Source organism: Nonomuraea sp. NPDC049714 (assembly GCF_044465295.1).
Lineage (GTDB): Bacteria > Actinomycetota > Actinomycetes > Streptosporangiales > Streptosporangiaceae > Nonomuraea.
This window is the reverse complement of record NZ_JBITLM010000006.1, coordinates 395,118-411,038: the sequence shown is the minus strand read 5'-3', so window position 1 is coordinate 411,038 and position 15,921 is coordinate 395,118. Positions and strand designations below refer to the sequence as shown.

Genomic DNA, 15,921 nt, shown 5'->3' with positions numbered 1-15,921 from the left:
CGCCCGGTGAACGACACCACCGCCGCCCGGCCTTCGCCGTTCTCACGCCTGATGAACGTGCTCCAGCGGCTCGGCCGCTCGCTCATGCTGCCCATCGCCGCCCTCCCCGCGGCCGCGCTGCTGCTCCGCTTCGGCCAGCCCGACATGCTCGGCTCCAACGGCGCCGAACCCGGCGGGCTCGCCGACGTGTCCGGCCTGGCCTGGATGAACCAGGTCGCCGAGGTGCTGGCCGCCGCCGGAGCCGCGCTGTTCGAGAACTTACCCCTGCTCTTCGCCGTGGGCGTGGCCATCGGCTTCGCCCGCAAGTCCGACGGCACCACCGCGCTCGCCGCCGTCGTCGGCTACCTGGTCTTCGACCGGGTGACCAAGGTGATGTTCTTCGGCTCGGCCATCAGGGACACGGTCGTCATCAGGGAGGCCCAGGACCAGGGCATCATCGAGATCATCAACTACGGCATGCAGAACCCCACCAAGGTGCTCGGCGGCATCATGATGGGGCTCGTCGCCGCCCTGCTGTGGCAGCGCTTCCACCGGATCAAGCTGCCCTCCTGGCTGGCGTTCTTCGGCGGGCGCAGGTTCGTGCCCATCGTCACCGCCTTCGCGGCGCTCGTCCTCGGCGTGCTCGTCGGCTGGATCTGGCCCACGCTCGGCGAGTGGATCGGGCAGGCGGGCGAGGCCCTCACCACCCTCGGCCCGCTCGGCACCGGCCTCTACGGGCTGATCAACCGGCTGCTCATCCCCCTCGGCCTGCACCACTTCGTCAACTCCATCGTCTGGCACGTCGTGCCGCAGTGCGAGGTCGGCGGCCGGGTGCTGGGCGGCGACTGGAACTGCTACTTCGGCGGCGCACCGGAGTCCGGCCAGTTCATGGCCGGGTTCTTCCCCATCATGATGTTCGCGCTGCCGGCCGCCGCCCTGGCCATGTGGCGGGCGGCGCCCGCCCACCGGCGCGCCGCCGTGGGCGGCATCATGCTGTCGGCGGCGCTGGCCTCGTTCGTCACCGGGATCACCGAGCCGATCGAGTTCGCGTTCATCTTCGTCGCGCCGGTGCTGCTGGCCGTGCACGCCGTGCTCACCGGGCTGGCCATGGCGCTCACCACGCTGATCGGCGGCCAGCTCGGCTTCGGCTTCTCCGCGGGCCTGCTCGACATGCTGCTGAACGCCAGCAAGTCCAACACCCAGAACCTCCCCGGCATCCTGCTCATCGGGCTGGTCTACGGGGCCGTCTACTACGTGGTGTTCAGCTTCCTGATCCGCAGGATGAACATCATGACCCCCGGCCGCGAGCCCGAAGCCGACGTGGACTCCGGCGAGCCGCGCGCACCGTAGCTCGTAGCCCGTAGCCCGTAGCCCGTTCGCGGACTTCCGGCGACCCACGCGGACTCCGGCCCGTTTTCGGCCGGTCCGGCCGTGGTAGGAACCGACCGACCCCCGTGAGCTGCGGGGGGGTTCATGACCAGCACGGGCGCTTCGGCCTTCGCGGTGCTGCAGCGCGTCGGCCGCTCGCTCATGATGCCCATCGCCGTCCTGCCCGCGGCCGGGCTGCTGTTCCGTTTCGGCCAGCCCGACATGCTCGGCGCGGACGGGCTCGGCGGCCTGTGGCCGTGGCTGCTGCCGGTCGCCCAGGTGCTGGCCGCGGCGGGTGGCGCCCTCTTCGACAACCTGCCGATCCTGTTCGCCATCGGCGTCGCGATCGGCTTCGCCCGCAAGGCCGACGGCTCCACGGCCCTGGCCGCCCTGACCGGCTACCTCGTCTTCGACCGCGTCACCAAGACGCTGTTCTTCGAGGCGGGCGGCGGCGCCGTCTACGACCGGGTGGCCCTGGCCACCGAGGGCGGCGCCACCCTGAACCTGGGCGCGCAGAACCCCACCGGCGTCCTCGGCGGCATCCTCATCGGAATCACCGCCGCGCTGCTCTGGGAGCGCTTCTACCGCGTCAAGCTGCCGTCCTGGCTGGCCTTCTTCGGCGGCCGCCGCTTCGTGCCGATCATCACCGCCGTCGCCGCCCTGCTGCTCGGCGTCCTGTTCGGGCTGCTGTGGCGGCCCGTCGCCGACTGGCTGGCCGGCGCAGGCGACTGGCTGTCGGCCCACGGCACCGTGGGCGCGGGCATCTACGGCGTGGCCAACCGGCTGCTCATCCCCATCGGCCTGCACCACGTGCTCAACACCATCGTCTGGTTCACCCTCCCCGAGTGCCGCGCCGGGGTGGACGGCGCCATCAGGGACGCGTCCGGGGACCTGAATTGCTACTTCGCCGGGGAGCAGGGCGCCGGCATCTTCATGACCGGGTTCTTCCCTGTGATGATGTTCGGGCTGCTCGGGGCCGCCGTCGCCATGTGGCGGGCCGCCCCGCCGAACCGCCGCACTGCGGTCGGCGGCATCATGCTGTCGGCCGGGCTCACCTCGTTCGTCACCGGCATCACCGAGCCGCTGGAGTTCGCGTTCATCTTCGTCGCCCCGGTCCTGTTCGCCGTGCACGCGGTCCTCACGGGGGTGTCGATGGCCCTCATGGCCGAACTCGGCGCCCGCCTCGGCTTCACCTTCTCCGGCGGCGCCATCGACCTGCTCATCAACGCGGGCAAGTCCAACACGCACCGCCTGGATCTGATCATCCTCACCGGGCTGGTCTACGCGGTGCTGTACTACGTCATCTTCGCCTTCCTGATCCGCCGCCTCGACCTGACCACGCCCGGCCGCGAACCCCAAGAGACCTGACCACTGTCCCCATTCTCGCCGGGCCGAAAATATTTGGGGCCGTGACCTGCGCGAACGCCTTCCGCCCGGAACGGCGCACGACGACGTCCCGGCCGCTCCAACTCGCGGTGATCTTCTACGCCAGGAGCCGCAAACCAGGGCGGCTTTCGACGGAAGTTGGCGGCCGACGTATCTGGGGCCAGGACCGGAAACTCCTTGTACTGATCCCGCATCCCCCCGTGACATCTGGAGGACCACCAATGTCATCGTCGCTTCCCCGCATCGGTCTCACCCCCGTCCCCGCCTCGCCGTACGACGGCAGAACGCCTGAGGTCGACGGATCACTGGCATTGGATCCACGGCCCCTGGTGTGGGGGCCGCCCGGCGCCGTGCCCGACGAACGCAAGCTGCGCCACCTCGGGCAGGCGCTGGCCGAGGTGCTCGCCGGCAGGCGGCCACCCGAGACCGTCGCCGACCGGCTCACCGAGCGGGCCTACCGGGAGCTGGTGAAAGCGGGCCGGATGATCGACAGTCGCCGCCCGCCGTTCGCCGGTGCCCCGCACATCAAGGAGCCCCGCGACGGGGCCATCGAGATGTGCCTGCTGGTGCACTGCGACCCACGCAGCCACGTGCTGGCGATCCGCCTCGAACGACGCGGCGTCCAATGGCTCTGCACGGACTTCGAAACCGCCTGAGCACTCCGGGGATCTTCACCGCGCCGTAAAAGATCCGTCCCTGGCCGTACCGTATGAATTCTGCTTTTGTTTTTGATCACAAAAAGCTGATCAAAAACACATGACGGCCCCCGCTCCGAGCGGAGCGGGGGCCGTCATGAATTCGATCAAGCGGCGTTCTTCGGGTCGCCGTGGCAGCGCTTGTACTTCTTGCCCGAGCCACAAGGACACGGCGCATTGCGCTCGACATTGCCGTAGGCGGCGCGCTGGGCCGAGTTGCTGACCCGGGTGTGCTCGACGTCGCCCTGCTCGCCCGGCGCGGTGTACTCGAGCTCGGCCGGACGCTCGGGGCCACGCAGGCCGCGGGCGATGATGGAGCGGGTCTCCGACATCATCGGATCCTCCGCCTCTTCGACGATCGGGTTCTGCTGGACCTCGACCTCGAGGTTGAACAGGAAGCCGACCGAGTCCTCCTTGATGCCCTCGAGCATCGCGGCGAACATCTCGAAGCCCTCACGCTGGTATTCGATCTGCGGGTCCTTCTGCGCGTAGGCCCGCATGCCGATGCCCTCGCGCAGATAGTCCATCTCGTAGAGGTGCTCGCGCCACTTACGGTCGAGAACCGACAGGATGACCCGGCGCTCCAGGTCGCGGGTCGCCTCGGCGCCCCACTCCTCCTCACGCTTGGCGTAGGCCTCCAGCGCGTCCTGCTTGACCCGCTCGGTGATGATCTCGGAGCTGAGGTTCTCCCGGCCGCCGACCTCCTCGACGAGGTCCTCCAGCCGGACCGTGATCGGGTAGAGCCCGGCGAAGGCCTTCCACAGCTTCTCCAGGTCCCACTCCTCGGCGAAGCCCTCGGACGTGGCGCCCGCGACGTAGCCGACGACGACCTCACCGATGAAGCCCTGCACCTGCTCGTGCAGGTCAGCGCCCTCCAGCACCCGCAGGCGCTCGGCGTAGATCACCTTGCGCTGGCGGTTCATCACCTCGTCGTACTTGAGAACTTCCTTGCGGATCTCGAAGTTCTGTACCTCGACCTGGTGCTGGGCGGAGGCGATGGCCTTGGAGACGATGCCCGACTCGATGGGCTGGTCGTCGGGGATGCTGAGCCGCGTCATGATCATCTCGACCCTGGCCGAGTTGAACAGGCGCATCAGGTCGTCGCCGAGCGAGAGGTAGAAGCGCGACTCGCCCGGGTCGCCCTGACGGCCGGAACGGCCGCGGAGCTGGTTGTCGATGCGGCGGGACTCGTGGCGCTCGGTGCCGAGGACGTAGAGGCCGCCGATCTCGGTGACCTCGTCGTGCTCGTTCTTGACCGCGGCCTTGGCCTTCTCCAGAGCCTCGGGCCAGGCCTTCTCGTACTCCTCCGGAGTCTCGAGCGGGTCCAGGCCGCGCTGGCGCAGCTCGTGGTCGGCGCGGAACTCGACGTTGCCGCCCAGCATGATGTCGGTGCCACGACCGGCCATGTTGGTGGCGACGGTGACGGCGCCCTTACGGCCCGCCTCGGCGACGATCGACGCCTCACGCGCGTTGTTCTTGGCGTTGAGCACCTCGTGCGGGACACCCCGGCGCTTGAGCGCCTTGGACAGCCGCTCCGACTTCTCGACCGAGGTGGTGCCGACGAGGACCGGCTGGCCGAGCTCGTGGCGCTGCTTGATGTCGTCGACCACCGCGTTGAACTTGGCGTCCTCCGTCTTGTACACGACGTCGGCCTGGTCCTTGCGGACCATCGGGCGGTTGGTCGGGATCGGCACCACACCGAGCTTGTACGTCTGCTGGAACTCGGCGGCCTCGGTGACGGCCGTACCGGTCATGCCGGACAGCTTCTCGTAGAGGCGGAAGTAGTTCTGCAGGGTGATCGTGGCGAGAGTCTGGTTCTCGTCCTTGATCTTCACGCCCTCTTTGGCCTCGATGGCCTGGTGCATGCCCTCGTTGTAGCGCCTGCCGTGCAGGATGCGGCCGGTGAACTCGTCGACGATGAGGACCTCGCCCTCGGTGACGATGTAGTCCTTGTCCTTCTTGAACAGCTCCTTGGCCTTGAGAGCGTTGTTGAGGAAGCCGACCAGGTGGGTGTGCTCCGGCTTGTAGAGGTTGTCGATGCCGAGCCAGTCCTCGACCTTCTCGACGCCGGACTCCAGGATGCCGACGGTGCGCTTCTTCTCGTCGACGATGTAGTCGCCGGTGCTCTCCTCGCCGGGGTTCTTCGCCTCGACGCCCCTGCGGAGGCGGGGGACGATCTTGGCGAACTCTTGGTACCACTTGCCGGACTGCTCGCCGGGGCCGGAGATGATCAGCGGCGTGCGGGCCTCGTCGATGAGAATGGAGTCGACCTCGTCGACGATCGCGAAGTTGTGGCCGCGCTGCACGCACTCGTCGAGCGTCCAGGCCATGTTGTCGCGGAGGTAGTCGAAGCCGAACTCGTTGTTGGTGCCGTACGTGATGTCGGCTTCGTACTGCTTGCGCCGCTCGTCGGGCTGCTGGCCCGACAGGATCATGCCGACTTCCAGGCCGAGGAAGCGGTAGATGCGGCCCATGTTCTCGGCGCCTACCTTGACCAGGTAGTCGTTGACGGTGATGACGTGCACGCCCTTGCCGGCCAGCGCGTTGAGATAGGCGGGGAGCGTACAGGTCAGGGTCTTGCCCTCACCGGTCTTCATCTCGGAGATGTTGCCCATGTGAAGGTTGGCGCCGCCCATGATCTGCACGTCGAAGTGCCGCTGGCCGAGCACGCGGCGGGCCGCCTCGCGCACGGTCGCGAACGCCTCGGGAAGCAGATCGTCGAGCGACTCACCATCGGCGAGACGCTGCTTGAATTCGTCCGTCAGGGCGCGCAACTCCGCGTCGGACAGGCTCGTGAAGTCGTCCTCAATGGAGTTGACCTGGTCTGCGATCCGCTTGAGCTTGCGCAGGATCTTGCCCTCGCCGGCACGTAGGATCTTGTCGAGAATGGCTGCCACTTTATGTAAAGCTCCTCGCAGGTCTACCCCGGCGGCGCCGCCAGGAGGAGAGGCCGAGACAAAACTTCCCCGCATGCCATCGTAGGCGGTTCTGCAGCCAGACACAGCCACCGTGACGACAAGGGCGTGGGACGCGTCTGGGAGAATGGCTAAAGGCAGAGGTTATGCCGGTTGACAGCCGGTTCGCACCGATAAGCGGAATCTCCGGCGAAGGGAAGGATTTGCCATGGTTGAGGGGCAGAAGACGGAACAGACCGAGCATCTCGGCAGCCACGGCGGCCGCGCGTCTTCGTGGCTCGCGGTGACGGTGATGCTGGTCGGGACCGTCGTCGGCGGCTTCGGGCTCACCGCCGCCAACTGGACCGTCGTCTGGATCGGCGTCGGTCTCTTCGTGGTGGGAGGGATCCTCGCCCTGGTGTTCGACATCTTCACGGACGTCGTCATCGACGCGCCCCGCGTGGGCATGCGCGCCGAAGACCACCGCTGACCTGACAGGCGGCCCAGGTCGGGGCAGCCCCCGAGGCGCCCCGGCCACCCGCCTCGCCTCCACCGGACGCGTCCCCACTGCACGGACGCGTCCCCACGCACGGACGCGTCCCCACGCAGCGCCGCCGACCGTCCCAGCACGCGTCCTGGCGTCGGGGAGACACCCTCCGGCGTGCTTCTGCTTCCAGCCAGGTCAGGGTCGAGCTGCCGGGTGGCGCGGCGCTCGCCGGCACCGGCGCCCTGTCCTTGGCGGTCCTGTTCTTGGCGGTCCCGTTCTCGGCGGTCGTTCCGGCCGGTCCCGTTCTTGTCGGTGCCCGCCGTTAGCATTCCGGCATGCTTCGCCGTACCGAGTCCCTGACCGATCTGACAGCCGATGAGGCGCGCAGGGTCATCCTGCGTGCCCAAGGGTTCGTCGGCGCGGACGCGCGCCGGGGCGGCGTGCGCGCGATGCTCCGCAGGCTGGGCGCGGTGCAGCTCGACACCATCTCGGTGCTGGCCCGCTCCCACGAACTGGTCGCCTACGCCCGCCTCGGCCCGGTGGGCAGGCCCGCCATCGAGCAGGCCTACTGGGACGCCCCCGCCCAGAGCTTCGAATACTGGTGCCACGCCGCCTGCATCCTGCCGATCGAGCACTGGCCCCTTTACGCCTTCAGGCGGCGCGCCTACCGCGAGCGCCGCTTCCGCTGGCACGAGGTGCCCGACAGCGTCGACAAGCTGCTGGAGCAGGTCCGCGACGCCGGCCCGCTCACCACCTCCGACGTCGGCGGCGCCAAGAACGGCGGCCCCTGGTGGGACTGGTCGGACTCCAAGATCGGCCTGGAGTGGCTGCTCGACATCGGCGAGGTGGTCTGCTCCCGCCGCGTCGGCTGGCGCCGGACCTACGACCTGGCCGAGCGTGTGGTCCCCGCCGACCTCCTGGCCCAGGACCTCTCCGACGAGGAGTGCATCGGACGGCTGGCCGCCATCGCGGGCCGTTCGCTGGGCGTGGCCACCAGGTCCGACCTGATCGACTTCCTCCGGCTCCGTGGCGGCTCCACCGCCATCCTCGACGAGGCCCTCCTCAGCGGGGCCACCGGCCTGGTCCCGGTCCAGGTCTCGGGCTGGCCCATCCCCCGGGGCGCGACCGCCGCCAACGCGTGGGCCGACCCCGCGGCGCTGGAGTCGGACCCGCGCGGACGCCACCGCACGACGCTGGTCTCGCCGTTCGACTCGCTGATCTGGCACCGCGGCCGCACCGAGCGCGTCTTCGGCTTCAACTACCAGCTTGAGCTGTACGTCCCCAAACACAAGCGGGTGCACGGCTACTTCACCATGCCGGTGCTGGCCGGTGGCCGCCTGATCGGCCGCATCGACCCGGCCCGCGAAGGCACCACCCTGGTGGCCAGACAGCTCAGCCTGGAGCCAGGCTTAACGAGCGCCAAGTGGGTGGACGCGCTGCGCGAGGCACTGTGGAGCGCCGCCGAGTGGGTCGGCTGCGACACCGTCCGAGTCGAACGCACCGACCCACCGGAGCTCGCGAGACTCCTGACCGGCCCGGCCGCCTGAGCCCACCCGTCCAAGACGCCGGCCCCGATCGCACCAGCGACCTGGCGATGCCGCCCCCACCGTCGGACAGCGCGCGGGAGACCCAAGCCAGGCGAACCAGGAGCAACGACGGCAAGCGACACCCACCCTTTCGCGCCACGCGCGAAGCGGGCGCAGCACGCATCAGATGAGATCGGGGATCTGGGTCAGCGCGTGCTGGCTGTGCCGGCCGTTGCGGGGGTCGGCGGTAGCTCCATGGGAGGTGGATCCAGCGGCCGAGACCGGTGCCGCCGCGCTCGTGGAGGGCGGCGGCTCCGCCATCGGCTCAGGTGATCTCCAGCATGCGTTCGCGTACGGCGTAGACGACGGCTTCCATCCGCGAGTGCAGCTGCAGCTTGTCCAGGATGTTGCGGACGTGGTTCTTGACGGTGTTCTCGGAGATGAACAGCTGCTTGGCGATCTCGCGGTTGTTCATGCCCTTGGCCACCAAGCGCAGGACCTCCATCTCGCGCTCCGTCAGGCGCGGGACCGGCAGTTGCGGGGGACGTTCGCTCTCTTTACGGCTCATGTTGGCGAACTCGCTGATGAGCTTGGCCGCCATGGCCGGGTTGATTAACGACTGTCCTTCGTGCACGCCACGAACCGCCGCCGGGACGTCGTTGATCTGCACGTCCTTGAGCAGATAGCCGGTGGCGCCGGCCTTGATGGCCTCGAAGAGGTCCTCCTCCTCGTCACTCACCGTCAGCATGATGATCCTGGTGCTGGGCACCGACGCCTTGATGCCCTTGGTCGCCTCGATGCCGTCCTGCCTGGGCATCCGCACGTCCATCAGTGCCACGTCGGGCATGAGGCGGTCGGCCAGTTCGACCGCCTCCTGCCCGTCGCTCGCTTCACCGACCACTTCGATGTCGGGCTCTGCGGCCAGCGCCAGCGCCAGGCTCCGCCTGATCAGCTCGTGATCGTCAACGATCATCACGCGGATCGGCTCGCCACCTGGCGGGCGCGCGTCGACGGACTCCGTCACGAAGCCTCCCTGATCCACCTCGCGACAGCTGTGTCCTCGCTTCGCTCGCTCACCTTCGCCTGACTGAGCTCGCTCACGTCTCCTCCTCGTCGGGGGGCCAGAGCCGTTGAACCGCCATGATGGCACGTATGCCACGGTCCTCGGGTGGTCGAGAAGATCTTTATGGCGGATGATCAGGGCTCTACGAGCCGCAATACGCCATAGTTATAGCCGCGCCGGTTGTAGACCACACATGGCTGGCCGCTCTCCTTGTCACGGAACAGGTAGAAGTCGTGGCCGACCAGCTCCATCTCGAGGAGGGCCTGGTCGATGGTCATCGGTTCCGCTCGGTGATACTTCTCCCGGACGATGAGCGGGCCGTCGCCCTCCATCTCGATGGGAACGATGTCGTCGTCGTAGGGCTCGGTGTCCGGCAGCTCGTCCTCTTCGGGCTCTGCCTGCGAGGGGGCGACGGTGGCCGGCTGCGGGGGCGGGGCCTCGGCCAGGTCGGGCATCGCGGTGATCTCTGCCATGGACGGCTGACCGTGGTTGCCGTGGTGGACCTTGCGCCGGTCGGCGAGCCTGCGCAGGCGCCCCTCCAGCTTGTCGAGGGCAAGGTCGAGGGCGCCGAACCGGTCGTCGGCGGAGGCCTCCGCACGGATGGCGGGTCCTCGAGAGTGAATGGTGAGCTCGACGCGCTCACGCTGGTCGGCGAGGCGCGGGTTACGCTCCTTCGACACCTCCACATCGACTCGGATGAGTTTGTTGTCCAGACGCTCGATCCTGGCCAGCTTGGTCGTCACGTGGTCTCGGAACCGATCACTAACTCCGGTGTGCCGGCCCTTGACGATGATGTCCATGCAACAGCCCCCCTTCGTCTAACGACTGAGAAAGAGCGCCCGACGACGTGCCTGTCGGGCGGGGTCTTCTGTCTGCCTTCCTGTCACCGTTACCCTCTTCCGACGTGTAGTCACCGGGAACTCTGGCGGCACCCGCCCGGCCGACCTGGTCTTCGACCCCACATCCGCCTGCTGAGGATTTCGCGGCTCTGTTGCCACTACTGCCCTTCTCTCCTGACGAGGGACATCTGGACCCCCGGGGAGGCAGGACTTACCCCTAAGCCGCACCGTGATCGGTCGACAAAGAGTCGCCTTACGTGGACCGTTTCGCCTGCGACTGGCATCGGCTAGCAGAGCCGGGAGCCCCGGCCCTGCGCAACCACGGACCCGAACGGGTGCCATGTTCAGACGCTATCCGGATCGGCGGCGAATGTCAGCCGGAGGATCGCCCAAAGGATCACTTTCTGTGATTTTGTCTCACTGTTGCGGCGGTGCCGGGGCCCCGCACAGCCGGGCGGCATCACGCACACCCGCGCGACATCTGACCGCTGAGCTGCTGCCCTGCGGCGACCGGGTCACGGACCCGTACCGAGTTACGCGTACCGCAGACTTGGATCTTTCTTTACGGACCGTCACCGTATTCGTCGCCGCTATTTTCGGCGTGTCGCCGCGACGGTTACGGCCAGCGGCACCACCGCCCCCGCCGCCCGCAGCACTCTGGCCGCTTCGGCCAGGGTGCTGCCCGTGGTGACGATGTCGTCCAGAAGCAACACAGACGCCCCTGGCGGCTCCCCGGCGTCGTCCCGCACCCCGAGTGAGGCGGCGAGGTTCGCGGCCCGCTCCGTGGAACTCAGCCCCGCCTGGTCCGCCACCTTCCGCACCTGCCGCAGCACCGGCCACACCCGCGCCTCCACCCCGCAAGCCGTCAGCCGCCGTACGGCCAGCGCCGCCAGCCCGCCCACCGGATCGTGCCCCCTCCCCCGGACGGACCGCCGAGCACTCGGCACCGGCACCACCGCGAACGGCCCCCGCACCCGCCCGGCCCGCACGGCCGAGACCGCGGTGAAGGCCAGCGCATCCGCCAGCACCGCGCCCAGCGCCGCCTCCCCACGCTCCTTGTAGGCGACGATCGCCGCACGCACCACCCCCGTGTACGGCGCGGCGGACCAGCATTCGGGCAACCCCTGCGGGCAGGGCGACGGCATCCGGCGCCCCGGAGCGGCGGCGACCCGCCCCAGACACCCATCGCACAACCGCACACCGGGGCCGCCGCACCCCAGACAGGCCTGCGGCACCAGAAGACTCACCATGGCGTTCCACACGCCGCCAGCATGCCGCCCAACTCCGACAACCACCGGCAGCTGGCCGGGGACGCGTACCCCTGAGAACCGCGCGGGCGTCAGCCCAGGGGGAAGAGGGGGTCGTTCACGGCGGTGGCCGGTTTGGGGGTCCAGGTCTGCTTGTCGCGGGCGAACTCGAGGATCTCCTTGCCGTCCTCCGTGGTGGCGAGAATGATCTCGCCCACGGCGGCCAGGCTCGCCAGGCGCTTGCTGGTGGTCGGGAGCTGGGTGGTCTCGCCGTCGCCGACGTTGATCTCCTTCACCACCTGGCCCGCCTTGGTCTGTACGAGCACCAGCAGGTGGTCGCCGTCGCCCCAGGCGATGTCGAGGATCTCGTCGTCCCGCTCGGCCATGGTGAGCAGGTGGAAGTTGCTCAGCATGGCGCCGGCGCCGCCGCCCGCCAGGGCGCCGACCTGGACCTGGCCGGTGCCGATCCGGACGGCCACCCGTACGCCGTCACGGGCCATCCGCAGTGAGGTGACGTCCATACCCTGCAGGGCGGGGGCGGCGACGTGCTCGGGGCCCCTGCTGACGACCGGGTGGGAGCGGAGCACCTGCCCGTTCTGCCGGTCGAAGGTCCACAGGGTGCCGTCGCGGTGCCAGGAGGGATCCGTCAGCTCAGTGCCGGGGATGGACTCCTGCCAGCGGGCCTCGGCGGCGTGCCTGGTGACCCAGATGCCGCCTGCGGTGGATCTGGCGGCGACGCGGTCGCGGTCCTTGGAGATGGCGAAGCCGGAGTAGACGCCGCCGGGCTGGCCGGCGGGGCCGGCGAGCGGCTCGCCCTCGCCGTCACCGCGCAGCATGTGGACGGCGCCCTCGCTGGTGTAGAAGACCTGGTTGTCCTCGCTGCCGAGCCACCTCTCGGGCAGGCTGGGCTCGATGACGAGCGGGCCGGACGCGGAGAACGGCTCGCCGTCGAGCTGCACCTCAAGGGTGCGCCCGCTGGCCAGTTTGTTGTAGCTCAGGCTGGCTCTGAGCTGGGCCTTGAGGCCGTCGACGAAGGTGTCGCCGGTGAACGGGCCGGCCAGGTTGATGACGACGCGGTCCTCGCTGGACCTGATGGACCGGACCCGCGCCTTGTCGGGGAACTCGTTGCCGACGGCGCCCTGCAGAGCGCTGGTCGGGCCTTCGATGAGGCGTTCGACGACGGTCTGGGCGAAGCTCTCCGTCGGCTTGATGCGCAGCCGTACGCGGTCGGCCACCAGCCGGTCGGGGTCGCGGTCGCCGGCGGAGGCGCCGTTCAGGTAGTAGAGGTTCGTCGGCCGGTACGCGCGCCGCACGTCCGCGTCGGTCAGCAGGAGGCCCTGCGGGAGGAGGTTGACGCGGAAGGCGCCGCCGGCGTCCCTCACCAGGGTGATCGCCCTGGTGACCTTGCTGTCATCGGCGGGGTCGACGGGGACGTACGTGTCGTCCTCGTTGATCTGGGCGATCTTGGTGCCGAGGATGGTGACGATGGTCTCCTTCTTCTCCTTGTTCTCGACGATGTCGTCGAACCGGAAGGAGTTGTCGATCACGGTCACGGCGCCGTCGGGCTTCCAGACCCGGCGGGCCTCCTCCGTCAGATACTTCGGCAGGATGCTGGGGTCGTCGCCGTAGGCGGCCATGGCGGCCTGCAGGCCCTCCACGACCTGTTGCGCGCTCCACTCCTTCTTGGGCTCGACGGCGACCATGCGCTGGAACGGCACGGTCACCGAGTCGCCGCTGCCCGCCTCGTCCACCGGGAACGGGCCGCCCACGGGGATCACCGCGCAGCCCGATCCGCCCAGGAGCGCGGCGGTCACGAAGGCGAGGGCGGCGGCGAGCCGGCTAGCCGAGGTCATGGCCGCCCCCGTCGCCGGTGGCGGGCAGCAGCACCGGCGTCATCTGGCCCCGCCAGGTGCGGCGCATCTCGATCTCGGGCGGCACCAGCGACAGCGGCGAGCCCTTCAGGTCGACGCCCGCCCGCCTGGGCAGCGTCAGCCGGAACTGCGAGCCCTCCCCCGGCTGGCCCCACGCCTGCAGCCAGCCGCCGTGCAGGGTGGCGTCCTCGCGGGAGATGGCCAGGCCGAGCCCGGTGCCGCCGATGGTCCTGGCCCGCGACGGGTCGGCCCGCCAGAACCGGTCGAACACCAGGGTCTCCTCGCCGCCCTTGAGGCCGATGCCGTGGTCGCGCACGGCCACGGCGACGGCGTCCCTGTCGGCGCCGACGGTCACCACGATGTCGCGGCCCTCGCCGTGCTCGATGGCGTTGAACAGCAGGTTGCGCAGGACGCGCTCCACCCGGCGGTTGTCGATCTCGGCCATGCACGGCTCGTTGGGCAGCCTGAGCTCGAAGCGGGTGCTGTGGCGCTCGGCCAGCGCCTCGGAGTCGGCGATCGCGCGCAGCACCACGTCGCGTACGTCGACGGAGTCGAGGTCGAGGTCGGCGGCGCCGGCGTCATAGCGGCTGATCTCCAGCAGGTCGGCGAGCATCGACTCGAAGCGTTCGAGCTGGGCCTGCATGAGCTCCGCCGAGCGTGAGGCCATCGGATCGAAGTCCTCGCGGGCGTCGTACAGCAGGTCGGCGGCCATCCGGACGGTGGTCAGCGGAGTGCGCAGCTCGTGTGAGACGTCGGAGACGAACTGCCGCTGGACCTGGGAGAGCTCTTCGAGCTGGTGGATCTTGAGCGCCAGGTTGACGGCCATCTCGTTGAACGAGGTCGCCAGGCGGGCCAGGTCGTCCTCGCCGCGCACCTTGAGCCGTTCGTCGAGCTTGCCGGCGGCCAGGCGCTCGGCAGCCTGCCTGGCCAGCCGCACCGGACTGACGACCTGGCGGGTGACCAGGTAGGCGATGGCGGCGAGCAGCAGGACGAGCCCGAAGCCGACGACCACGATGGCCAGCCGGACGTTCGAGAGCATCTGCTCCTCGTCGCTGATCGGGAAGAAGTGGTAGACCTCGTAGCCGTCGGTGAGGTTGACCATGGCGCCGATCACGAGCGTCTGCGTGGGCTGGCTCTCGCCGGCGAAGCGGATCGGCTGGGTGGAGCGGTGTGGCCGGTCGATGAACTTCTCGGCCTGCCGCCTGAGCATCTGCTGCAGCGCCGGGGGGACGTCGCGGGGCGTGACGTTGCCCGAGGCGCGGGACTGGCCGGGCTCGGCCCGGTTGAGTATCAGCACTTCGTAGCGCGTCCTGGAGCCGTCGCCGCCGGCCCCGATGATGGCGTCCATCACCTCGTCGAGCGGGTTGGCCGGCACGTTCTTGGCGTCGGCGGGCTTGGCCTGGTCGTCCTGCTCGCGGTTGAGGGCGTCGGCGATCCTCAGGCGGTCGGCGGATGCGTCGCTGGCGGCGGACTGCTGGCGGCCTTCGATGACCGAGTTGTTGATCTGATCCGACAGGAAGGCGCCCAGCACGACCACGACGATCACCGAGATCACCAGGGTGCTGGTGACGACCTGGAGCTGGAGCGAGCGCCGCCAGACGCGTCGTACCCTGCCCACCGCACGCCGGGCCCGCCGTCGGGCTCCGCCGAGTATCTGGCGGAGTGTCCGGCGGCGTGGGCGCCTGGTCCTGGTCGGGGGCATGGCAGACAGGCGCGCAGGTTACGCGGGGCCGGCTTTGTAGCCGACGCCGCGGACCGTCACCACGATCTCGGGGTGCTCGGGGTCCTTCTCGATCTTCGCCCTGAGCCGCTGTACGTGCACGTTGACCAGCCGGGTGTCGGCCGCGTGGCGGTAGCCCCAGACCTGCTCCAGCAGGACCTCGCGGGTGAACACCTGGCGCGGCTTGCGGGCCAGCGCGACGAGCAGGTCGAACTCGAGCGGCGTGAGGTTGATCGTCTCCTCGTCCCGCTTGACCGAGTGGCCCGCCACGTCGATGGTGATGTCACCGATCTGCAGGATCTCCGGGGTGGGTTCGTCGGTACGGCGCAGCCGCGCGCGCACCCTGGCGACCAGCTCCTTCGGCTTGAACGGCTTGACGATGTAGTCATCGGCGCCGGACTCCAGCCCCAGCACGATGTCGATCGTGTCGCTCTTGGCGGTGAGCATGACGATCGGAACGCCTGACTCAGCCCTGATCCGGCGGGCGACGTCGATGCCATCGGCTCCGGGCAGCATCAGGTCGAGCAGGACGAGATCCGGGCGCGTGTCCCGGAAAGCGTCCAGCGCTTTGTCGCCATCGCTGACAAAGGATGGTTCGAAACCTTCGCCGCGGAGCACGATGCCCAACATCTCAGCAAGAGCGGCATCGTCGTCGACGACCAGCACGCGACCTTTCATGGCCCCTCATTCGTTCTACGCATTCTGGGACATACCAGCACGATCGCTGAAGGTTACCCTCGCTCGGCCCATCTGTGGGAATCAGAGCGTCGAAAGCCGAATTTCGGGCTCTCGACGACGATCGCATTATCAGTCTGCGGTAACGGAGCGACTTTCGGCCATCCCTGC

At 69.0% G+C, this 15,921-nt stretch carries 12 protein-coding genes; 5 read left to right on the top strand and 7 right to left on the bottom strand.

The genetic code is table 11. From position 1 onward, the window contains the following. Window positions 1-6 precede the first annotated feature (6 nt). From ACIBQX_RS25430 to ACIBQX_RS25420, 3 genes are all read left to right on the top strand, one after another. On the top strand, window positions 7-1,329 hold the full coding sequence (locus ACIBQX_RS25430; protein WP_397008546.1) for a PTS transporter subunit EIIC: 1,323 nt from the start codon (window positions 7-9) through the stop codon (window positions 1,327-1,329). 123 nt (window positions 1,330-1,452) lie between these two features. Further along, window positions 1,453-2,715, top strand: a complete 1,263-nt coding sequence (locus ACIBQX_RS25425; protein ID WP_397008544.1) for a PTS transporter subunit EIIC — start codon at window positions 1,453-1,455, stop codon at window positions 2,713-2,715. A 239-nt stretch (window positions 2,716-2,954) separates the two neighbouring features. After that, complete coding sequence (locus tag ACIBQX_RS25420) at window positions 2,955-3,389, top strand: Rv3235 family protein (protein WP_397008542.1); 435 nt, start codon at window positions 2,955-2,957, stop codon at window positions 3,387-3,389. 146 nt (window positions 3,390-3,535) lie between these two features. Here the strand turns inward: ACIBQX_RS25420 and secA are convergent, their stop codons facing one another. Further along, window positions 3,536-6,325, bottom strand: a complete 2,790-nt coding sequence (gene secA, locus ACIBQX_RS25415) for a preprotein translocase subunit SecA (protein ID WP_397008540.1) — start codon at window positions 6,323-6,325, stop codon at window positions 3,536-3,538. 226 nt (window positions 6,326-6,551) lie between these two features. On the opposite strand from secA, the gene ACIBQX_RS25410 reads away from it, so the two are divergent. Both ACIBQX_RS25410 and ACIBQX_RS25405 read left to right on the top strand, forming a co-directional pair. Beyond that, complete coding sequence (locus ACIBQX_RS25410; RefSeq protein ID WP_397008538.1) at window positions 6,552-6,812, top strand: HGxxPAAW family protein; 261 nt, start codon at window positions 6,552-6,554, stop codon at window positions 6,810-6,812. 332 nt (window positions 6,813-7,144) lie between these two features. Further along, window positions 7,145-8,356, top strand: a complete 1,212-nt coding sequence (locus ACIBQX_RS25405) for a winged helix-turn-helix domain-containing protein (RefSeq protein WP_397008536.1) — start codon at window positions 7,145-7,147, stop codon at window positions 8,354-8,356. 304 nt (window positions 8,357-8,660) lie between these two features. Here the strand turns inward: ACIBQX_RS25405 and ACIBQX_RS25400 are convergent, their stop codons facing one another. From ACIBQX_RS25400 to mtrA, 6 genes are all read right to left on the bottom strand, one after another. After that, window positions 8,661-9,308, bottom strand: coding sequence for a response regulator transcription factor (locus ACIBQX_RS25400; protein WP_225276997.1), 648 nt, complete (start codon window positions 9,306-9,308; stop codon window positions 8,661-8,663). 224 nt (window positions 9,309-9,532) lie between these two features. Next, on the bottom strand, window positions 9,533-10,198 hold the full coding sequence (hpf, locus tag ACIBQX_RS25395) for a ribosome hibernation-promoting factor, HPF/YfiA family (RefSeq protein ID WP_397008534.1): 666 nt from the start codon (window positions 10,196-10,198) through the stop codon (window positions 9,533-9,535). A gap of 629 nt (window positions 10,199-10,827) precedes the next feature. Beyond that, window positions 10,828-11,499, bottom strand: coding sequence for a ComF family protein (locus ACIBQX_RS25390; protein ID WP_397008532.1), 672 nt, complete (start codon window positions 11,497-11,499; stop codon window positions 10,828-10,830). 77 nt (window positions 11,500-11,576) lie between these two features. Next, window positions 11,577-13,337, bottom strand: a complete 1,761-nt coding sequence (locus ACIBQX_RS25385; RefSeq protein ID WP_397008530.1) for an LpqB family beta-propeller domain-containing protein — start codon at window positions 13,335-13,337, stop codon at window positions 11,577-11,579. After that, window positions 13,324-15,057 carry an MtrAB system histidine kinase MtrB gene (mtrB, locus tag ACIBQX_RS25380; protein WP_397008528.1) on the bottom strand — a complete coding sequence of 578 codons (1,734 nt, stop codon included), beginning with the start codon at window positions 15,055-15,057 and terminating at the stop codon, window positions 13,324-13,326. Before mtrB ends, ACIBQX_RS25385 begins: the two co-directional genes overlap by 14 nt. 18 nt (window positions 15,058-15,075) lie before the next feature. Further along, a complete protein-coding gene (mtrA, locus tag ACIBQX_RS25375) occupies window positions 15,076-15,753 on the bottom strand; it encodes an MtrAB system response regulator MtrA (RefSeq protein ID WP_189138803.1) in 678 nt (225 codons plus the stop codon). Window positions 15,754-15,921: the final 168 nt, after the last annotated feature.